This window comes from Cellulomonas sp. HD19AZ1, from assembly GCF_004535805.1.
Lineage (GTDB): Bacteria > Actinomycetota > Actinomycetes > Actinomycetales > Cellulomonadaceae > Cellulomonas > Cellulomonas iranensis.
In genome coordinates, this window is record NZ_SPHX01000006.1 from 372588 (window position 1) to 391350 (window position 18763).

Consider the following 18763-nt stretch of genomic DNA (forward strand, 5'->3'; position numbering starts at 1 on the left):
GGTGAGCGGCCCTCCGCTCGTCCGTGGCCGGTGCGCCGAGCGCGACCGGCCGGTGCGTCAGCCCGCCGCCGCGAGGCGGCTCGCGAGCGACAGCGCGCTCGAGACCGCGTCGAGGTAGACGCGGCCCACGTCGTACGGGTCGAGGCCCGTCGCGGCGACGCCCGCCGGGTCGTTCTTCTCCTGCGCGAGGACGGCCGCCAGGGCCTGGCCGTAGCGGCCCTGGTGGTGCTCGAGCGCTGCGGCGACCTCGTGCGAGACGCCCGTGCGCGAGACGACCTGCGACGGCGCGACCTTGAGCTGCGCCGCGACGGCCGACAGCAGGCCCACGGTGTACCCGGTGTCGTCACCCGTGATGCTCGAGACGGCGGTCGCGCGGGTCAGGAGGTACCACAGCGTCTCCATCGCGGCCGGCGTGGACCCCACGAGGGCCGCGGTCGCGAGCGCACCGAGCTGGCGCGGCCCCACGAGCACGACGGCGCGGTGCACCGAGTCGACCTTGTGGCGCACGCCCATGGCCGACGAGTTCACGAGGTGCAGCACGCGGATCGACAGCTCGGGGTCGCTCGCGACGGTCTGCGCGCACGCCGCCGGGTCCGGCGTCGGCCCGGAGACGAGCCGGATCACCTCGAGGCACTGGATCTCGCCGACCGTGAACGACCGGACGGGCTCGACGGGCCGCTGCTCGAGCACGAGCGGGCCCTGCAGGAACTCGGCGCCCGCCTCGAGCGCGGCGTCGACCCGGTCGCGGGTCGTGGCGTTCTCCGCGACGACGACCGCGCCGCGCGACGCGGCCTGCGCCGTGAGCTCGGCGAGCCGTGCCGGGTCCTGCGCCGCGTCGACCTTGACCATCTGGACGTACGGCAGCAGCGCGACCTGCTGGGGCGTGCCGCTGTAGTCGGCGAGCGCGAGGCGCACGCCGTCCTCGACGAGCCCGCCCAGCCGGTCGGCCGCACCGGTCGCCGACTGCAGGTGCGGCGGGACCTCGACGACCACGCCGTGCGGCAGCTCGAGCAGCGCCGCGGGGTTCGCGAGCACCGAGCGCGTCGGGCGGATCACGAGCGGCCGCTCACCCGCGAGGCGCGTGAGGTCGATCGTCCGGAACATCGCGTCGACGAGGTGCTCGACGGACTCCTCCGGCAGGGGGAGACCGGAGCCGTCGGGCACGATCCCGCGCACGGCGTACGCGAAGATGCTCCGGTCGGGGTGGACGACCGGCTGGCGGAGGATCGACGCGCTGGCGCGGGCGTTGCTGGTCGGGGTGGTCACACGGCCTCCCGGGCAGGGGTGATTTCACCCCTCCATCGGCACGTGCGGACCCGCGCTGAGAGATATGGGCCGCGCGTCGTCAGGCCAGCGGTGCGCGCAGCGGCAGGTCGTCCTCGAGCACGACCTGCAGCGCGCGGCCGTCCGCGGGGTGCACGACCACGGGGGCGAGCAGGTTCGCCGACGGGTGCGCCCGGTCGTCGTCCGCGGGGTGGACGACCACGAGCAGCACCGGCGCCTCGTCGGGCGCGAGCCCCAGCGTCGCGCGGGCCTCGGACGGGACCGTCGGCGCGTAGTCCGGGAAGAACGCGTGCGGCTCGACGACGAACAGCCGTGCCGGCCGCACGCCGTCCGGCTCGGACCGCAGCGTGAACAGCAGCCCGGTCTCGTCGAGCGGTGCGAGCGTCCACTCGTGGTGGCCGGGCAGGCCCGGCAGCTCGGTGGCGACCCGCAGCAGCGGCGGCAGGTCGCGCGGGCCGGCGGGCGTGACGACCGTGACGGGGGCGGCGTGCAGCGCGCTCATCGCAGGAAGTCCAGGAGCGAGGGCTGCAGGACCTTGGCCGCAGCGCCCAGCGCCCCGCGGTAGGCGACCTCCTGGGCCTGCACGTCGAGCGTGATCTGGGCGAGGTCGATGTCCTCGATGCCGCCGATCTGCTCCTTGAGCGTGACCGTCCGGGCCATGAGGACGTCCTTCGCGGCGATGACCTGCCCGTGCCGTGCGCCGACCGACGCGACCTGCTCGAGCATCGCCGAGATGCGGCCGTCGACCGCGTCGAGGTGCGTCGACATGTCGGTGCTGCCCGAGCGGATCGCGGCGGCGACGCGGTCCAGGACCGCGAACACCGAGTCGTCCCCGGTGCCGAAGGTCTGCCCGCCGTCGGCGTCCACCCGGACGGTCGCGCCCGGGCCGACCTCGCGCGTCACCGTGGCGCCGGCGAAGCCGTTGAAGACGTAGGGCGGGGTCGCGGCCGGGTCCACCGTGAACGCCGGGTCCTTGCTGGTGCCGGCGAAGACCTGGCGACCCGAGTAGGACGCGTTGGCCTGCTGCAGCAGCTCGTCGCGGCGCGCCTCGATCTCGGCGGCGAGGGCCTCGCGCGCGTCGGCGCTCAGCGAGCCGTTCTCGGCACGGACCACCAGGACGCGCGTCGCGTTCGCGATGGACAGGGACTCGCGGACCGCCTCGTCGACGGTCGCGAGCCACGCGTCGCCGTCGGCGCGGTTGCGCTCGTACTGCGTGACGGCCCGCAGGTCGGCCCGCAGGCGCAGCAGGTCGTGCGCGCCGGCGGGGTCGTCGGACGGCACCGCGATCTTGGTGCCGCTCGACATCTGCGCCTGGAGCCGGGCGCCCGCGGCGAGGCTCGCCTGCAGGTTCGCCAGCGTCGAGCGCTGGATGGTGCTGTGCGTGACGCGTGTGACCATGCCGGTCACCTCCCGACGATGCCGGTGCGGTTGATGAGGGTGTCGAGCATCTCGTCGATCGCGGTGAGCACGCGGGCGGCGCCCTCGTACGCGCGCTGGTGCGCGAGCATGTTCACCGTCTCCTCGTCGATGTCGACGGACGCGTTCGCGAGCTGCTGGTTCTCGGCGGACACGAGCCCGACGTTCGCGACGGTCGCGCGCGACGTCGCGCTGGCCGTCTTGACGCCGATGTCGGTGACGACCGAGCGCCACAGCGCGTCGGGGCCGTCGTTGGCGCTGCCGAGCCGCGCGATCTCGGTCGCGACCGAGCCGTCGAACGGGCCCTTGCCGTCCTCGCCGGCCGCGACCTCGCTGCCCTGCGTGAGCGCCACGCGGAGGCTGAGCGCGGCGGGCTCGCCGGCGGTGACCGCGAAGAAGTCGCCGCCCGGGGTCCCGTCCTCGCGGCGCGCGGTCGCGTGCAGCGCGTTGACCTGGTCGTGGAGCTGCTGGGCGACCTTGTCGTACTGCTGCGCGGCGCCCGTGAGGATCCCGCCCTGGTCGGGGGGTGCGAGCACCGAGAGCAGACCCGCGACGCGGCCGCCCTGCAGGCCGGCCGGGAGCGTCGGGTGGTCGGCCCACACGACGGACACCGCGGTGCCGGCGGTGGCCTGCGAGAACGCGTTCGCGCCGGTCACGGCGAGCTCGCTGACGTCCTTGCCGGTCACGAGCAGGTTGCCGCTGACGAGCACGTCGACCTGGCCGTTCTCGCGGACCCGGCTCGACGCGCCCACGAGGGAGGACAGCTCGGTGACGAGCGCGTCGCGCTGGTCGGAGAGCTCGTGGGCGGTCCCGCCCGAGCTCTCGATCGCGAGGATGCGCTCGTTGAGGTCGGCGACCGAGGACGCGGCCGCGTTGACGCGGTCGACGAGCGCGACGGTGGTGCTCAGGCTCTGCTGCCACTGCGTGGCCGCGTCGGAGTACAGCGTGTGCAGGCGCGTCGCGACCGCGTTGCCGCGCTCGAGGACGACGGCCCGCGCGGACTCCCGGTTGGCGCCGTTGGCGAGGTCGGCGAACCCGGCCCACAGGTCGGAGAGCTGACCGCCGAGGCCGGTCTTGGCGGGCTCGCCGAGGCTCTTCTCGAGCGAGGTGTACGCGTCGGCGCGCGCCGTCAGCTGGCCGGCCGTGCCGGCCGCCGCGCGGACCTTGGCGTCGAGGAACACGTCGCCGAGGCGGACGGTGCCCGTGCTGCTGACGCCCTGGCCGACGCCGTTCGACGTCGCGAACATCGACGGGACGCTCTGCGCCGCGACCGGGGAGAGGTTGACGCGCTGGCGCGTGTACCCGTCGGTCTTGGCGTTGGCGATGTTCTGCGCCGAGACGTCGAGGGCCTGGCGCTGGGCGATGAGCGAGCTCAGGGCGGTCCCGAGTCCGGAGAAGGTGCTCACGGGTCTCCTAGATCGACCGGTCGACGAGGCGGGCGTGGGGGGTCTCGACGGTGGCGCGCTGGCCCAGCCCGTCGTAGGTCTGCACGGTGTCGTGCAACGACATGAGGGTCTCCTGCGCGGCGCGGTGCGACACCGCGAGCAGCTCGCGGTTGCCGTCGGCGAGCGCGGAGATCTCGGCGGTGAGCGACGCGAACGCGTCGCGGTGCGTGCGCAGGAGGTCGTCCCAGGGGGACGGGGCGTGCGCGGCGAGCTCGGCGAGGCCGGCGCCCGGGTCGAGCCCGAGCAGGCGCGCGACGGCGTCGGCCTCGGTGGCACGGCCGAGCTCGGCCGTGCGGATCTCGTCGAGGACGGCCTCGACCTCGCGCGTGGCGTGGCCGAGCCAGCGGGTGCGGCCCGAGCTGAGCACGAGCTGCTCCTCCTCGAGCTTGAACAGCAGCAGCTCGAGCAGGTGGCGCTCGCGCCAGAGGACCTCCGACAGCTGCTCGAGGGTGGGTCGCAGATCCACCGTCCACCTCTTCCTCGTCGCGTCGGTTCGCCGCACCGGCCTGTCGACGCTACCCATCGGACGACCGCGGGAGGATCTGACGGTTTCGCGCGGCCTGCGGCGCACATCTGCCCGAGGCAACCGGGACGCCGTGACCTGCCGCGGGCGTCACGCCTGATCGGAAGCGCTTGCGCGGTCACGAGGGGATGGGCGCGTGAAACGGATGTGATCTATGTCACAGGCGCGAGGCCGTCTACGGGGGTTCGGACCGGTTCGTCGGCCCGGTCGCGCACGAAGGTCCCAATGAGGCGTTTCCTGCCCTCGGAACGTGGGTGCGCGCCCACCCTCAACCTCGCGCCGGCCCCGACCGAGGCCATCGGTGTGAGCGTGAACAGCACCCTCGTGGACGTCACGGACCTCGTGGTCGAGCACCTGCCGATCGTGGGCTACAACGTGTCCGAGATCCTCCACCGCGTGCCCCCGACGGTGAGCCGCGACGAGCTCGCGTCCGCCGGCGCCCTCGCCCTGGTCCTCGCGGCCCGCGCCTACGACCCGTCGACCAACGTGCCGTTCGCGCGGTACGCGACGCTGCGCATCAAGGGCGCGCTGCTCGACGAGCTGCGCTCGATGGACTGGGCGAGCCGCGGCGCGCGCCGCCGCTCGCGCGACCTCGAGGCCGCGACCGACCGGCTGCGCGGCGTGCTCGGCCGCACCCCGACCCGCGCCGAGCTCGCCGAGACCCTCGGCGTGGCCGTCACCGCGGTCGACGAGGCGCGCGCCGACGCCGAGCGTCGCGTGCTGTCCCTCGACGTGCCGGGCACGCCCGTCGCCGAGACGCTGCGCGACGCGCAGCAGACGCCCGAGGAGCACGTGCTCGCCGGCGAGCGCGTGCACTGGCTGCGCGCGGCCGTCACCGAGCTGCCCGAGCGGCTGCGCGTCGTCATCGCCGGCCTCTACCTCGATGACCGCACGATCGCCGAGCTCGCCGAGGACCTCGGCGTGACGCAGTCGCGCATCAGCCAGCTGCGCACCGAGGCCCTCGGCCTGCTGCGCGACGGCCTCAACACCGCGTTCGACCCCGACCTCGTCGCCGCCCCCGCGCGCCCCGACGGCGTCGCCGAGCGCCGCCGGCAGGCCTACTACGCGTCCGTCGCGGCCCGCGCCGCGCTGTCGTCGGCCGCGGGCGCCACGCTCGACGTCGTCCCGACGCCGCGCACCGGAGCGCACGACGGCGTGCTGCGCACGATCGCCTGACGCGTCCCCCGGACGGCTCAGCGCGGCCGCGCGGCCGCCGATGGGTGGGCGTCGCCACGTCACCCGCCGGAGGACGCATGTCCCGCACCGCCACCACCGTGTCCGCCGTCCTCATCGTCAAGGACGAGGAGGCGGTCCTCGAGGAGTGCCTCGCGTCCGTCGCGTGGGCCGACGAGGTCGTCGTCTACGACACCGGATCGAGCGACCGCACGCGCGAGATCGCGCGCCGCCTCGCCACGACCGTCGTCGAGGGCCGCTGGGACGACGACTTCGGCGCCGCGCGCAACCGCGCCCTCGCGCACGCGACCGGGCGGTGGGTGCTCGCGATCGACGCCGACGAGCGGTTCGAGGGCGACGGCGACGCGCTGCGGCACGAGCTCGCCCGGCACGACGCCGACGCCGACGTGCTCACCGTCACGATCGTCGACGTCGCCGACCGCGCCGCGGGGGAGTCCGGCAGCTTCCTCGGCGCGCGCCTCGTGCGGCGGGCGGCGGTCCGCTGGGAGGGGGCGCTCCACGAGCAGCCCGTGCGCCTCGACGGCGCGCCGACCCGCCTGCGGCGGGCGACGGGCGTCGCCCTCGTGCACGTCGGCTACCGCCCCGACGTCCTGGCCGCCAAGGACAAGGGGGCGCGCAACGTGCGCATCGCACGCGCCGCGCTCGACGCCGCGCTCGCCGCGGACGCGGCCCCGGCCGTCGTCGCCGCGCGCCGCGCGAACCTCGCGCGCTCGCTCATGCTCGACGCCGAGCTCCCCGAGGCCCTCGCGACCGCGCACGCCGCGCACGCGTCCGGCCTGCTGACGCCCGCCGAGGCGGTCCAGCTCGCGCGCGCCATGGTGGACGCCGCGACGGCCGTCGAGGACGACGCGGCGCGCGAGCACTGGTTCGCGGTGTGGGCCGAGAACGCGGGCACCGCGGCCTGGGTCGACGCCGCGCGCGCACGCCTGGCCGCCCGGCGCGGCGACGCCGAGGCCGCGCTCGAGGCGCTGCGCCGGGTGCCGACCACCGCGGTGGACGCCATGGGCCTGCGGTTCGACAAGTACGCGCACACCGCGCCGTGGGCCTGGGCGCTCGCGCAGCTCGGGCGGCGCCGCGAGGCGCTGCGCGTCGTCGTGGAGGCCGTCGGGCGCGGCCACGTCGCGGTCTCGCCCACGGGGCTGCTCGACCTGTTCGACCGCGCGCAGGTGCTCGAGGTGCTCGCCGCGGTGCGCGACGACGAGTGGCACGTGTACGTGCACACGTGCGTGCAGCAGGTGCTCGCCGCACCCGACGGCGCACCGCGCTCGCGCGCGTTCCTCCTGCTGCTCAACGAGGCGCGCCCGCGCGACCTGCGCACCGCGGTCGCGTGCGGCCACGTCGCGCGGCGGCTCTCGCTCGAGGAGGCCGCGACGTGGGCCGCGTCGCTGCGCACGCACGGCCTGGCCGAGCTCTGCCCGCTCGTGGTCATCGCGTGCGACCCCGCGTGCGACCCGCGGCAGCGCGCTCTCGCGGGCGCGCTCGCCTGGGACGTCTATCGGGACCCGCGCGGGCGGGACGGCCTCGCCGACGCGCTGCCGCTCGTCGCGCCCGAGCACGAGGCCGAGCTGCTCGACCAGCTCGACGTGCTGGCCCCCGGCCTCGTCGGCCGCGCGGGCTGACGCCCGCGGCGGGCGCCGCGAGATTCCTGCACCGGAGTCCTCAGCACCCGCCCCGCGCCTCCGATAGGCGGGACGTGCCCACGGATGGGCTGGCAACGACCCGACTTCAGGAGGAATGAGAACCATGGGTCTCTCGATCAACACGAACGTCGCGGCGCTCAACGCGTACCGCAACCTCGGCACCACCCAGGGCGACCTCTCCAAGTCGCTCGAGAAGCTGTCGTCCGGCCTGCGGATCAACCGCGCCGCCGACGACGCGGCGGGTCTGGCCATCTCCGAGGGCCTGCGCGCCCAGATCGGTGGCACCAAGCAGGCCGTCCGCAACGCCCAGGACGGCATCTCGGTCGTCCAGACCGCTGAGGGTGCGCTCACCGAGACGCACTCGATCCTGCAGCGCATGCGCACGCTGTCGGTGCAGGCGGCGAACGACGGCGGTCTGTCGACCTCCGCGAAGACGAACATCCAGGACGAGATCGGCCAGCTGAAGGACGAGCTCACCCGGATCGCCGACACCACGCAGTTCAACGGGCGCAAGCTGCTCGACGGCTCGTACGACGGCCGCTTCCAGGTCGGCGCCAACACGGGCGAGCGCATCGACGTCAAGATCGGCACCGCGGTCGACGCGTCCGGCCTCGGCGTCAACGGCGTGGACGTCACCAAGCTCGCGGCGGGCATCGCCACGGCCGGCGCCACGGCGGCCGGTGCGGCGACGACGGGCGCGGTCGGCACGGCCGGCTCGTTCGAGCTCGCGGGCGACTTCACCAAGTCGGAGACGTTCGACACGCTCAACGGCACCGTGAACTACGGCGGCAAGAGCATCGACCTGTCGACGATCGAGTTCAAGGCGGGTGCGGACGCCACCGAGCGCCTGGCCGCCCTGACCGGCGCCATCGAGGCCAAGCTCGGCACCGGCATCACGGTCGCCGCCGCGGGCACCACGGGCCTGACCTTCACGGGTTCGGCCGCCGCGACCGCCGCCACGCAGGCCGAGGTCGACGAGAACAACGCCGCCACGAAGATTAGCTTCACGCAGGCCAGCGGCGCGGACCTCGCGATCAAGGACATCGACAAGGCGATCGGCTCGGTCTCCAAGCTGCGCTCGCAGCTCGGTGCCGTGCAGAACCGGTTCGACCACACCATCAACAACCTCAACGTCGCGGTCGAGAACCTGTCCGCGTCGGAGAGCCGGATCCGTGACACGGACATGGCGCAGGAGATGGTGTCGTTCACCCGCTCGCAGATCCTCTCGCAGGCGGGCACCGCGATGCTCGCGCAGGCGAAGAACCTGCCGCAGTCGGTGCTCTCGCTCCTGCAGTGAGGTACCCGGTCGCCGTGAGGTGACCACCAGCACGACCCTCGACCGGCGGTGGGTGGACGACCGTCCCCCCACCGCCGGTCGGCACATCGGCACCGACCGTCCCGGCGGGCGCCGGCGGGCACGCAGGTGCCGGCAGTACGTGACGGCACGGCACAGCGGAGGACGCGGACATGGCGGCGATCGACGGGCTCGTCAGCGGCATCAAGACGGGCGAGTACATCGACAGCCTGATCACGCTGCAGAGCGGCCAGCAGAGCCTGCTGGTGCAGAAGAAGTCGACCGCGTCCGCCCTGGTGACGGCGCTCCAGGCGCTCAACACCAAGGTCGCGTCGCTCGCGGAGCACGCCGCGAAGGCGGCCAAGCCCGAGTCCTGGAACGCCGTCAAGGCCGCCGTGACGCAGCCCGGCACCTCGGGCACGCCGGGCGCCTCGGCGACCGTGAGCGCGGGCGCGCAGCTCGGCACGCTGACGTTCCGCGTCGACGCCGTCGCGCAGTCCCAGGCGTCGCTCGTGGCGCTGCCCACGACGTTCGCGTCCGAGAAGCCGTCGTTCACGATCACGCGCGGCGGCGAGACCGTCACGGTGACGGCCGACTCGACGTCGGTCCCGGACATCGTCGAGGCGTTCAACGGCGCGGGCACCGGGGTGCGGGCCACGGCCGTCAAGGTCGACAAGCTCGACGTCGACGGCAACCCGACGGGCGAGTCGACCTACCGGCTCCAGGTCACCGGCACCGAGACCGGCGGGCGCAACGCGTTCACGATCGCCCACGACGGCGGGAACCTCGCGCTCGACACCGTGCGCGAGGCGCGCGACGCCGCGATCACGCTGTTCCCCGGGACGCCCGGCGCGCAGCGCCTCACGTCGCCCACGAACACGATCACCGGCGTCCTCACGGGCGTCGACCTCACCGTCACGGCCGAGACCGCCGCCGACGCCAAGCCGCTGACGCTCGACCTCACGCGCGACGACTCGACCGTGAAGTCGCTCGCCTCGGGCCTCGTCGCGAACCTCAACGTCGTGCTCTCCGAGATCGCGTCGCGCACCAAGTCCACGACGTCGACGTCGGAGGACGGGCGCACCGTGGTGTCGGGCGGGCTGTTCGCCGGCGACGCGGGCGTGCGGATGCTGCAGCAGAACATGCTCGCGCTCGGGTCGATGCCGGTCGACGGCGTCTCGCCGGCCGACGTCGGCATCGTCATCCAGAAGGACGGCACCTTCACGTTCGACGACGCCGTGTACACGGCGGCCGCCGCGAAGGACCCGGACAAGGTCGCCGCGGTCGTGCAGGGCGTCGCGGCGCGCCTGTCGGAGGCCGCGAAGACGGCGTCCGACAGCAAGGAAGGCACGATCACCACCGCGATCACGGGGCACCAGGACGCGGTCAAGGACCTCACCGAGCGCATCACGGCGTGGGACGAGCGGCTCGCCGCCCGGCGCGTCGGGCTCGAGCGGATGTACGCGTCGCTCGAGAAGACGCTCGCGCGCATGAACTCGCAGGCGAGCTACCTGTCGAGCTACCTCGCCAACGACCAGAAGCAGAGCTGACCACCGGAGGGACCATGTTCGACGCACGGAGCCGGTACGTCGCCGCCGCGGTGCAGACCGCGAGCCCCGCCCGGCTGCTCACGATGCTCGTCGACCGCCTCGTGCTCGACGTCGAGCGGGGCGCGCACGCGCTCACCACGGGCCGTCGCGCCGACGCGACGCAGCACCTCGCGCACGCGCAGGACATCGTGACCGAGCTGGCCGCGAGCCTCGACGTCGAGGCGTGGGACGGCGGCGAGCAGCTGCTCGCGATCTACACGTGGCTCATGACGGAGCTGCTGGCGGCGTCGACGAGCGGCGACGCCGCGCGCGTCGACGGCTGCCGCGGCATCGTCGCCGAGCTCGCGCGCACGTGGCACGAGGCGTCGGACGCGGTCTCCGCGACGGCCGCCCCCGCGGCGCCCGCGCCCAGCGGCCTGCTCGGCGTGGGCTGAGCCGTCGTGACCACCGCCGCGCCCCCGGCGCCCCCCGCCCCGCGGCCCGACGAGGCCGTGTTCCACGCGTCGTGGGAGCAGGCGCTCGCCGACCTCGAGCTCGAGGTCGAGCACGCCGAGGAGCTGCTGCGCGTCGCGCACCTGCCGACGCCGCAGGAGGTCGCCGAGCGCACCGCGTGGCACCCGCCCGCCGGGCTCGGCCCGCTGCCCGCACCGCTCCTGGACCGAGCGCGCACGCTGCACGCGCGGCAGCTCGACGTCGCCCACCGGCTCGCCGAGCAGGCCGCGGTCTCGCGCCGTCACCTGGCGGCGACCAGCGCGCTGCGCGCGCGTCCGGCCGCGGCGCCCGTCTACCTCGACCTCGAGGGCTGACCGCCCGCCCGCCCCGCGCCGCGAGTGCGCCGGACGGGTGACGTCGCAGGTCGCGCCGCTCGACTCCTCACACCCCGGCCCGGGCGGTCGATGGGGCGGGTGAGCACGGATCGCTCGCGCAGCAGGCCACGGATCGGCCGACCACGTACCACGCCGTCGGTGAGGTGGCCCGCATGGGCATGTTCGACTCCGTGAGCGTCCGCGCGCTCGACAGCGCGCTGGACGCCCTCGCGTTGCGCCAGCGCGTCAGCGCGGACAACGTCGCCAACCTGCAGACCCCCGGGTACCGCGCGCAGCGCGTCCAGTTCGAGGACGAGCTCGCGAGCGCGGTCCGGCGCGGCGACGGCGCGGCGACCGGCACGGTCGCGCGCTCGCTCGAGCCCACGCGCCTCGACGGCAACAACGTCAACCTCGACACCGAGACGCTCCTGCAGATCGACACCAACCTGCGCTACCAGCTGGCGACGCAGGCGATGTCGGGGACGTTCTCGTCGATCCGCACCGCGATGAGGACCAACGGATGACCATCTTCGGGGCCATCGGCGTGGCCGGGACCGGCATGACCGTCACGCGCAAGTGGATGGACGCCGTGGGCGACAACATCGCCAACGCGAACACCGTGACCGCGACCAGCGAGGAGGCGTTCCGCACGCGGTACGTCGTCGCGCAGGAGATGACCGGCGGCGACGGCGGCGTGCAGGTCGCGGGCGTGCAGCTCGGCAGCGCCGAGGGGCGGCTCGTGCACGACCCGGACCACCCGCTCGCGGACGCGAACGGGTACGTGCGCCACCCCGACGTGGACATGTCCTCGCAGATGACGCAGCTGATCATGGCGCAGCGCGGCTACCAGGCGAACGCCGCCGTCGTGACGCGCGCGACCGAGTCCTACCAGGCCGCGCTGCAGATCGGGCGGAGCTGATGAGCGCCTACGCGGTCGCCCCCGTCCAGGGCGTCACCTCGACCCTGCCCACCGCGGGCCTCGGCGCCGTCGGCGCGGCGGGGGCCGCGGGTGCGCCGGCCGCCGACCCGTCGGTGTTCGCGGGCGTGCTCGGCCAGGTCGAGCAGGTCCAGCAGCTGCAGTCGACGTCGCAGGACCTCGCGGTGCGCGCCGTGACCGGTGACCTCGACGACGTGCACGACTACACGATCGCCGCCGCGCGCTCGTCGCTCGCGCTCGAGCTCACCGCGGCCGTGCGCAACAAGGCCGTCGAGGCCTTCACCGAGATCATGAGGATGCAGGTCTGATGCCCGCTCAGGTGCAGGACGCGTGGGGCCGGGTCACGGCCGCGGTCCGTCAGCTCTCGCTCGCGCAGCGCACGTTCGCCGTCATCGCGGTGGCGGCGCTCGTGCTCGGCGCGGTCGCGCTGAGCAGCTGGATGTCGAAGCCGACGCTCGTGCCGCTGTTCTCCGGCCTGTCGGGTGCCGACGCGAGCGCCGTGGTCGACCAGCTCACGTCCGCGGGCGTGCAGTACGAGCTCACGGACGGCGGCGGCACCGTGCTGGTGCCCGCGTCCGCGGTGTACGAGCAGCGCGTCAAGCTCGCGGCGGCGGGCCTGCCGGCCGACGCCGACGGCGCGGGCTACTCGCTGCTCGACAAGATGCCGATGACGGCGTCGGAGTTCCAGCAGGAGAAGACGTACCGGCGCGCGCTCGAGGGCGAGCTCGCGCGCACCGTCGGCGCGATCGACGGCGTCGACGCCGCCACCGTGCGGCTCGCGATCCCCGAGGAGACCGTGTTCGTCGCGGCGAAGAGCGACCCGACCGCGTCGGTGTTCGTCCGCACGCGCCCGGGCCGCGAGCTCACGGCGGACCAGGTGCAGGCCATCACGCACCTGGTGTCCGCGGGCGTCGAGGGCATGCAGCCGGCCGACGTCGCGGTCGTCGACGCGAGCGGCGCCGTGCTGTCGTCCGTCGGCGACAGCGCCGCGAGCGGCGGGCTCACCGACTCGCGCGCGGCCGACTACGAGGCGCGCGTCGGCGGGGCCGTGCAGGCCATGCTCGACCGCCTCGTCGGCCCGGGCAACGCCACGGTCACGGTCAACGCGCAGCTCGACCTGTCGCAGTCCGAGCGGACCACCGAGGAGTTCTCGGCGACGCCCGACACGCCCCCGCTCGCGTCCTCGACGACCACCGAGGAGTACACGGGCACCGGCAACGGCGGCGCGACGGGCGTGCTCGGCCCCGACAACATCGCGGTGCCCGGCGACGGCGCCAACGGCAACGGCACGTACTCCTCGACCAACGAGGACGTCACGAACGCCGTCAACAAGGCCACCGAGACGACCCGCTCGGCGCCCGGCGCGCTGCAGAAGCAGTCCGTGTCGGTGCTGGTCGACCAGGCCGCCGCCGGCGGCATCAACATGGCCGACCTGCAGGCCGCCGTCGCGGCCGCCGCGGGCGTCGACACCGAGCGCGGCGACACGCTGTCGGTGCAGCGCATGGCCTTCGACACGACGAGCGCGCAGGCCGCCGAGCAGGCGCTCGCGGCCGCCGACGCGCAGGCCGCCGCGGAGCAGCGCTCCGACATGATCCGGCAGATCGCCGTCGCCGCGGGCGTCGTCCTGCTGGTCGTCGTCGTGATGATCGTGCTCGGCCGGCGCTCGCGCCGCGCCCGGCGCGAGGCGCTCGACCTGGGCGAGCTCGACGCCGCGCGCGCGACCGCCGTCGCGCTCCCGCCGATCGAGGGCCCCGCCGAGGACGAGCTGCCGATCCTGCCGCCGCCGCCCGCACCCGTCGCGCCCGACGGCACCGCCGTGCGGCGCGCCGAGATCGCGGCGCTCGCCGACGAGCAGCCCGAGCAGGTCGCCGAGCTGCTGCGCGGCTGGATGACCACCGGGGCGCGGCGATGAGCATCACGGGGCGGCAGAAGGCCGCGCTGCTGCTCGTGCAGCTCGGCAAGGAGCGCGCGGCGCGCGTCATGTCGAAGCTCGACGTCGCCGAGATCGAGGAGCTCACGGCCGAGATCCTGCGCTTCGACCGGGTCGACCAGACGCTGGCCGACGAGGTCGTCGACGAGTTCTACGCGGTCGCCGAGATCGGCCCGGGCGTGGGCGGCGGGCTGGGCTTCGCGCAGCAGCTGCTCGAGGCGTCGGTCGGCAAGGAGCAGGCCGCGGGCATGATCGAGCGTCTGCAGGCGTCGCTCGCGGGCCACTCGTTCGACTTCCTGCAGCAGGCCGACGCGCGGCAGGTCGTGTCGCTGCTCGACGGCGAGCACCCGCAGACCATGGCGCTCGTGCTCGCGCACCTGCGCCCCGACCACGCGTCGGCGATCCTCGCGGGGCTCCCCGAGGACCTGCGCGCGGACGTCGCGCACCGCATCGCCCTCATGGAGCGCGCGTCGCCCGACGTCGTCGCGGTCGTCACCGAGGCGCTGCAGCGCAAGGCGTCCGCGGTGCTCGCGCCGCGCGAGCTCGCGGCCGTGGGCGGCGTGCAGCCGCTCGTCGAGATCATCAACCGCGCCGACCCGGCCACCGAGAAGTCGATCCTCGAGGGCCTCGCCGCGCGCGACGAGGCGCTGGCCGACCAGGTGCGCGCGCTGATGTTCGTGTTCGGCGACGTCGTGCTGCTCGAGGACCGCGCCGTGCAGCTCGTGCTGCGGCAGGTCGAGACGGGCACGCTCGCGCAGGCCCTCAAGGGCTCGGGCCCGGACGTGCGGGACAAGATCCTGCGCAACATGTCGGAGCGCGCGCGGGAGAACCTCGTCGAGGAGATCGACCTGCTCGGCCCGATCCGGCTGTCGCAGGTCGAGGAGGCGCGCGCCGCGATCGTCCAGGTCATCCGTGGCCTGGAGGAGAGCGGGCAGATCGTGGTGCGCCGCGAGGGCGAGGACGAGCTCGTTGCCTGACCTCGACTTCGTGCCGCTGCAGCGCACGCCCGTCGCCGCCGCGCGGTTCGCCGCGCGCCCGGCCACGCACGCGCCCGAGCGCCCCGCGGAGCCCGCCGGCGTCCGCGCGGTCGCGCTCGCGCGGCTCGACGCCCCGGCCGCCGGCGACGACGAGGCGCGCGCGGCGGGCTGGGCCGCGGGCTACGCCGCGGGCGCCCGCCGGGCCGCCGCCGACGCCGCCGAGCAGGCGGCCCGCACCGCGCAGCAGGCCGCGCACGACGCGCAGGTCCGCGCGGCCGAGCACGCGTCGGCGCTCGCGGCGCTCGACGCGGCGAGCCGCGCGCTGCAGGCGCGCACCGCACCGGTCGTCGCCGACGCGCTCGCGACGGTGCGGACGGCGGCGCTCGAGCTCGCGGTCGCGCTGCTGGGCGTCGAGCTGGGGGACGCGTCCAGCGCCGCGCGCGCCGCGCTGGCCCGCGTGCTCGCCGAGCCCGACGTCCCGGACGACGCGGTCGTGCACCTGCACCCGCGCGACCTCGCGGCCCTGCCGGGCACCGACGGGCTCGCGGTCACGTTCGTGGCGGACCCCGCGCTCGCCCCCGGCGACGCGGTGCTCGAGCACGCCGACGGTCACGTCGACGCCCGGATCGGGACCGCCGTGCAGCGCGTGCGCGACGCCCTGGAGGCCCCGTGACGACCCTCGCGCCCGAGCGCGACCTCGCCGACGGCTGGTCGCGCGCGCTGCACGCCGCACGCCCGGTCGCGGTCGGCCGCGTGCGCGGCGTGGTCGGGCTCTCGATCGAGACCGCGGGCACGTCGGCCGCGGTCGGCGAGCTCGTGACCATCGGCGAGGGCGACGAGGCCGTGACGGCCGAGGTCGTCGCGACCGCCGGCGGCGCGACGCGCTGCATGCCGCTCGGCCCGACGCACGGCCTGCGGGCCGGGCTGCCGGTCCGCGCGCACGGCACGGGCCTGCGGGTCCCCGTGGGTTCCGGCCTGCTGGGGCGCGTGCTCGACGGCCTGGGACGGCCCATCGACGGGCGCGGCCCGCTCGACGTCGAGGCGATGGTCGAGCTCGACGCGCCCGCGCCGCACCCGCTGGACCGCGCACGCGTCGACACCCCCCTGCCGCTGGGCGTGCGCGTGCTCGACACGCTCGTGACGGCGGGGCGCGGGCAGCGCCTCGGCCTGTTCGCCGGGTCGGGCGTCGGCAAGTCGAGCCTGCTGTCGATGGTCGCGCGCGGCACCGACGCCGAGGTGTCGGTGATCGCGCTCGTCGGCGAGCGCGGCCGCGAGGTGCGCGAGTTCCTCGAGGACGACCTGGGGCCCGAGGGCCTCGCGCGGTCGGTCGTCGTGGTCGCGACGTCCGACCAGCCGCCGCTCGTGCGCCTGCGCTCGGCGTTCGTCGCGACGCGCATCGCCGAGCGGCTGCGCGACGAGGGCCGCCACGCGGTGCTCATGATGGACTCGCTGACGCGCGTCGCGATGGCGCAGCGCGAGATCGGGCTGTCGGTGGGCGAGCCGCCCGCGACGCGCGGGTACCCGCCGAGCACGTTCGCGCTGCTCGCGCGCCTGCTCGAGCGCGCCGGCACGGGCCCGACCGGCTCGGTGACGGGGCTGTACACCGTGCTCGTGGACGGCGACGACCACAACGAGCCGATCGCCGACGCCGCGCGCTCGATCCTCGACGGGCACGTCGTGCTGGACCGGCGCCTCGCGGTCGCGGGGCACTTCCCGTCGGTCGACGCGCTCGGGTCGGTGTCGCGCGTCGCGTCGCGCGTGTCGACGCCGCAGCAGCGCGCCGACGCCGCCCGCCTGCGGGCCGTGATGGCCGCGCGCCGGCAGGCGCAGGACCTCATCGACGTCGGCGCGTACGTGGCCGGCTCCAACCCGCTCGTCGACACGGCCGTCACGCACGCGGCCGCGATCGACGCGTTCCTGCGGCAGGGGATGGACGAGGCCGCACCGGCGGACGCGTCGTGGACGTGGCTGCGCGCGCTGGTGCAGCAGATGGGGGAGGCATGAGCCGCAACTTCCCGCTCGCGGGCCTGCTGCGCGTGCGCGCCATGGCCGAGGACACCGCCGCGGCCGAGCTCGCGTCCGCGCGCCGCGAGGAGCGGATCGCGCGCGACCGCGCGACGCGCACGGCCGAGATGCTCGGCTCGACGCGCCCGCCCGGCGAGGCCGACATCGCGGCGTGGCAGGCGGCCGTCGCGGCGCGCGTCGCGCTGTCGTCGCTGCTGACCGAGGACCTGAGCGCCGTCGAGGACGCCGAGCAGCACGTCGGACGCCGGCAGGCGGAGTGGACGGCCGCGCGCGTGCGGACGCGGGCCGTCGACCGGCTGCGCGAGCGCCACGAGGAGGAGGTCCGCGTGACCGAGGAGCACGCCGAGCAGGTCGCGCTCGACGAGGTGGCCGCGCGCAGCGCGGCCCCGACGACACCCGGGGAGGACGCATGACCCCCACCGCCGTGGCGGCCCCCGCCACGTCCCCGCGCCCGGCGCCCGGTGCCGGCCCGCGCCCGGCGGGTGGTGCGGACGCGTTCGCCGACGCGCTCGCGGCGCAGGTCGGCCGGGACGAGGGTCGCGAGGCGCGCCGGGACGTGCGCGCCGGGCGCGCGCCCGGCCCGGACCGCTCGTCCGGCCCCGACCGCACGGCGCGGCCCGACCGCGCACCCGGCCGCGAGCCGGCGCGCCCCGCCGCGTCGGGCCGCGCCGACGGCTCCCGTCGCACCGCTCCGGGTGACGCCGCCGCGGCCGGTGACGCCGCCGCACCGGGCGGACCGACCGCCGAGCCCGTGGCGTCCGGCACGCCGACGCCCGACGTGACGGTGCTGGCCGTCGGGTTCCCGCCCGTGGCCGCCGCGCCGGCCGCCGCCCCGGCCGCCGACCCGGTCGACGCACCCGTCGAGGCGCCCGCGGCGCCGGCCGCCGCGCCGGCCGTCGACGACGCGACGCCGGCCCTCCCCGCCGCACCGGCGCGGCCCGCCGCCGCCGTCGCGCCCGTCGCCGCGCCGCCGGCCGCGTCGCCGACCCCCGTGGCCCCCGCCGACGTGCCGGCCGACGCCGCGGCGGCGGACCCGGCCGCCCCGCAGGGCGCGGGCGCCCCGGCACCCGCGCCGGCCCGCGCGGTGCGCACCGGCGAGCCGGCTCCCACGCCGTCGACGGTGCGTGCGGTCGGCGACCCGCCGGCCCCGGCGGCGGCCGACGCACCGGTCGCGCGCGAGTCGCTCGCGGCGCCGACTGCCGCACCCGCACCCGCGCCGGTCCCGGTCGTGGCGCCCGCGCCCGCCCCGGCTCCCGCCCCCGCGGCGGCGGCCCCCGTCGCCGTGCCGGCGACGCAGCCCGTGCCCGCGGTCCCGCTCGCCGAGCAGCTCGGCGCGCGACTGCGGTCCGTCGGCGAGCTCGGCGCCGGCCGCCACGTGCTCACCGTGCCCGTGGACCCCGAGCACCTCGGCCCCGTCCGGGTGGTCGCGCACATCACGCACGACGCCGTCCGCCTCGACCTCGTCGGCGCGACCGACGCGGCGCGCGAGGCGCTGCGCGGCACCCTCGCCGAGCTGCGGCGCGACCTGCAGGCCGCGGGTCTGCAGGCCGAGCTCGGCCTCGGCGGCCGCGACGAGGCCGGCGGCCGCGCCGGTCAGGACCTCGACCAGGGCCCGGGCGGCCGCTCCGGCCGCCCGGCCGACGGCGCCGTCACCCCGCGCGGCGCCGACGGCGACGCGCCCGCCACCCCCCACCCGACCCCCCGTGCGCGCCCCGGCGCGCTCGACCTCGTCGTCTGACCCC

At 76.0% G+C, this 18763-nt stretch carries 20 protein-coding genes; 15 read left to right on the forward strand and 5 right to left on the reverse strand.

Annotated elements, in window-relative coordinates:
- Positions 1 to 57: 57 nt before the first annotated feature.
- From E4A51_RS14920 to flgN, 5 genes are all read right to left on the reverse strand, one after another.
- Entirely contained in the window at positions 58 to 1266 is a 1209-nt protein-coding gene (locus E4A51_RS14920) for an EAL and HDOD domain-containing protein (RefSeq protein ID WP_046530102.1), read from the reverse strand.
- A gap of 79 nt (positions 1267 to 1345) precedes the next feature.
- The gene (locus tag E4A51_RS14925; RefSeq protein WP_070318889.1) at positions 1346 to 1786 is read right to left on the reverse strand and encodes a flagellar assembly protein FliW; all 441 of its coding nucleotides are present in this window, start codon (positions 1784 to 1786) and stop codon (positions 1346 to 1348) included.
- Positions 1783 to 2682 (reverse strand): flagellar hook-associated protein FlgL, encoded by a 900-nt coding sequence (gene flgL / locus E4A51_RS14930; RefSeq protein ID WP_046530104.1) that lies wholly within the window; start codon positions 2680 to 2682, stop codon positions 1783 to 1785. Before flgL ends, E4A51_RS14925 begins: the two co-directional genes overlap by 4 nt.
- Positions 2683 to 2687: 5 nt before the next feature.
- Entirely contained in the window at positions 2688 to 4106 is a 1419-nt protein-coding gene (gene flgK / locus E4A51_RS14935) for a flagellar hook-associated protein FlgK (RefSeq protein WP_087508359.1), read from the reverse strand.
- Between the two features lie 7 nt (positions 4107 to 4113).
- Positions 4114 to 4611, reverse strand: a complete 498-nt coding sequence (flgN, locus tag E4A51_RS14940) for a flagellar export chaperone FlgN (protein ID WP_226237093.1) — start codon at positions 4609 to 4611, stop codon at positions 4114 to 4116.
- A 366-nt stretch (positions 4612 to 4977) separates the two neighbouring features.
- On the opposite strand from flgN, the gene E4A51_RS14945 reads away from it, so the two are divergent.
- The 15 genes from E4A51_RS14945 to E4A51_RS15015 all read left to right on the forward strand — a co-directional run bounded on the left by E4A51_RS14945 (position 4978) and on the right by E4A51_RS15015 (position 18759).
- Positions 4978 to 5844: a sigma-70 family RNA polymerase sigma factor gene (locus E4A51_RS14945; RefSeq protein WP_240696502.1), complete on the forward strand. Its 867-nt coding sequence runs from the start codon at positions 4978 to 4980 to the stop codon at positions 5842 to 5844.
- A 77-nt stretch (positions 5845 to 5921) separates the two neighbouring features.
- Positions 5922 to 7481, forward strand: coding sequence for a glycosyltransferase family 2 protein (locus tag E4A51_RS14950; protein WP_134852231.1), 1560 nt, complete (start codon positions 5922 to 5924; stop codon positions 7479 to 7481).
- Positions 7482 to 7605: 124 nt separating this feature from the next.
- On the forward strand, positions 7606 to 8799 hold the full coding sequence (locus tag E4A51_RS14955) for a flagellin (protein WP_046530107.1): 1194 nt from the start codon (positions 7606 to 7608) through the stop codon (positions 8797 to 8799).
- A 170-nt stretch (positions 8800 to 8969) separates the two neighbouring features.
- Positions 8970 to 10346 (forward strand): flagellar filament capping protein FliD, encoded by a 1377-nt coding sequence (gene fliD, locus E4A51_RS14960; RefSeq protein ID WP_046530108.1) that lies wholly within the window; start codon positions 8970 to 8972, stop codon positions 10344 to 10346.
- Between the two features lie 14 nt (positions 10347 to 10360).
- Positions 10361 to 10780: a flagellar export chaperone FliS gene (gene fliS / locus E4A51_RS14965; protein ID WP_070320822.1), complete on the forward strand. Its 420-nt coding sequence runs from the start codon at positions 10361 to 10363 to the stop codon at positions 10778 to 10780.
- 6 nt (positions 10781 to 10786) lie between these two features.
- Positions 10787 to 11152, forward strand: coding sequence for a hypothetical protein (locus E4A51_RS14970; protein ID WP_046530110.1), 366 nt, complete (start codon positions 10787 to 10789; stop codon positions 11150 to 11152).
- A gap of 179 nt (positions 11153 to 11331) precedes the next feature.
- Positions 11332 to 11676 (forward strand): flagellar basal body protein, encoded by a 345-nt coding sequence (locus E4A51_RS14975; protein ID WP_046531129.1) that lies wholly within the window; start codon positions 11332 to 11334, stop codon positions 11674 to 11676.
- Positions 11673 to 12071 (forward strand): flagellar basal body rod protein FlgC, encoded by a 399-nt coding sequence (locus E4A51_RS14980; protein WP_046530111.1) that lies wholly within the window; start codon positions 11673 to 11675, stop codon positions 12069 to 12071. The genes E4A51_RS14975 and E4A51_RS14980 overlap by 4 nt, the downstream gene beginning before the upstream one ends.
- Positions 12071 to 12397 (forward strand): flagellar hook-basal body complex protein FliE, encoded by a 327-nt coding sequence (locus E4A51_RS14985; RefSeq protein ID WP_070320820.1) that lies wholly within the window; start codon positions 12071 to 12073, stop codon positions 12395 to 12397. Before E4A51_RS14980 ends, E4A51_RS14985 begins: the two co-directional genes overlap by 1 nt.
- Positions 12397 to 14001 (forward strand): flagellar basal-body MS-ring/collar protein FliF, encoded by a 1605-nt coding sequence (fliF, locus tag E4A51_RS14990; RefSeq protein ID WP_134852232.1) that lies wholly within the window; start codon positions 12397 to 12399, stop codon positions 13999 to 14001. Before E4A51_RS14985 ends, fliF begins: the two co-directional genes overlap by 1 nt.
- Positions 13998 to 14996 carry a flagellar motor switch protein FliG gene (gene fliG / locus E4A51_RS14995; RefSeq protein WP_046530113.1) on the forward strand — a complete coding sequence of 333 codons (999 nt, stop codon included), beginning with the start codon at positions 13998 to 14000 and terminating at the stop codon, positions 14994 to 14996. Before fliF ends, fliG begins: the two co-directional genes overlap by 4 nt.
- The gene (locus tag E4A51_RS15000; protein ID WP_052748452.1) at positions 14989 to 15669 is read left to right on the forward strand and encodes a FliH/SctL family protein; all 681 of its coding nucleotides are present in this window, start codon (positions 14989 to 14991) and stop codon (positions 15667 to 15669) included. The genes fliG and E4A51_RS15000 overlap by 8 nt, the downstream gene beginning before the upstream one ends.
- Positions 15666 to 17000: a FliI/YscN family ATPase gene (locus tag E4A51_RS15005; protein ID WP_087508353.1), complete on the forward strand. Its 1335-nt coding sequence runs from the start codon at positions 15666 to 15668 to the stop codon at positions 16998 to 17000. The genes E4A51_RS15000 and E4A51_RS15005 overlap by 4 nt, the downstream gene beginning before the upstream one ends.
- Positions 16997 to 17434 (forward strand): flagellar export protein FliJ, encoded by a 438-nt coding sequence (locus E4A51_RS15010; protein ID WP_046530115.1) that lies wholly within the window; start codon positions 16997 to 16999, stop codon positions 17432 to 17434. The genes E4A51_RS15005 and E4A51_RS15010 overlap by 4 nt, the downstream gene beginning before the upstream one ends.
- Complete coding sequence (locus E4A51_RS15015) at positions 17431 to 18759, forward strand: flagellar hook-length control protein FliK (RefSeq protein ID WP_134852233.1); 1329 nt, start codon at positions 17431 to 17433, stop codon at positions 18757 to 18759. Before E4A51_RS15010 ends, E4A51_RS15015 begins: the two co-directional genes overlap by 4 nt.
- Positions 18760 to 18763 lie beyond the last annotated feature (4 nt).

Coding starts and splice junctions, on each gene's coding strand:
- fliG (WP_046530113.1), top strand. CDS start 13,998: ATGAGCATCACGGGGCGGCAGAAGGCCGCGCTGCTGCTCGTGCAGCTC.
- E4A51_RS14950 (WP_134852231.1), top strand. CDS start 5,922: ATGTCCCGCACCGCCACCACCGTGTCCGCCGTCCTCATCGTCAAGGAC.
- fliS (WP_070320822.1), top strand. CDS start 10,361: ATGTTCGACGCACGGAGCCGGTACGTCGCCGCCGCGGTGCAGACCGCG.
- E4A51_RS14985 (WP_070320820.1), top strand. CDS start 12,071: ATGAGCGCCTACGCGGTCGCCCCCGTCCAGGGCGTCACCTCGACCCTG.
- E4A51_RS14955 (WP_046530107.1), top strand. CDS start 7,606: ATGGGTCTCTCGATCAACACGAACGTCGCGGCGCTCAACGCGTACCGC.
- flgL (WP_046530104.1), bottom strand. CDS start 2,682: ATGGTCACACGCGTCACGCACAGCACCATCCAGCGCTCGACGCTGGCG.
- fliD (WP_046530108.1), top strand. CDS start 8,970: ATGGCGGCGATCGACGGGCTCGTCAGCGGCATCAAGACGGGCGAGTAC.
- E4A51_RS15010 (WP_046530115.1), top strand. CDS start 16,997: ATGAGCCGCAACTTCCCGCTCGCGGGCCTGCTGCGCGTGCGCGCCATG.
- fliF (WP_134852232.1), top strand. CDS start 12,397: ATGCCCGCTCAGGTGCAGGACGCGTGGGGCCGGGTCACGGCCGCGGTC.
- E4A51_RS14925 (WP_070318889.1), bottom strand. CDS start 1,786: ATGAGCGCGCTGCACGCCGCCCCCGTCACGGTCGTCACGCCCGCCGGC.
- E4A51_RS15015 (WP_134852233.1), top strand. CDS start 17,431: ATGACCCCCACCGCCGTGGCGGCCCCCGCCACGTCCCCGCGCCCGGCG.
- E4A51_RS14975 (WP_046531129.1), top strand. CDS start 11,332: ATGTTCGACTCCGTGAGCGTCCGCGCGCTCGACAGCGCGCTGGACGCC.
- E4A51_RS14980 (WP_046530111.1), top strand. CDS start 11,673: ATGACCATCTTCGGGGCCATCGGCGTGGCCGGGACCGGCATGACCGTC.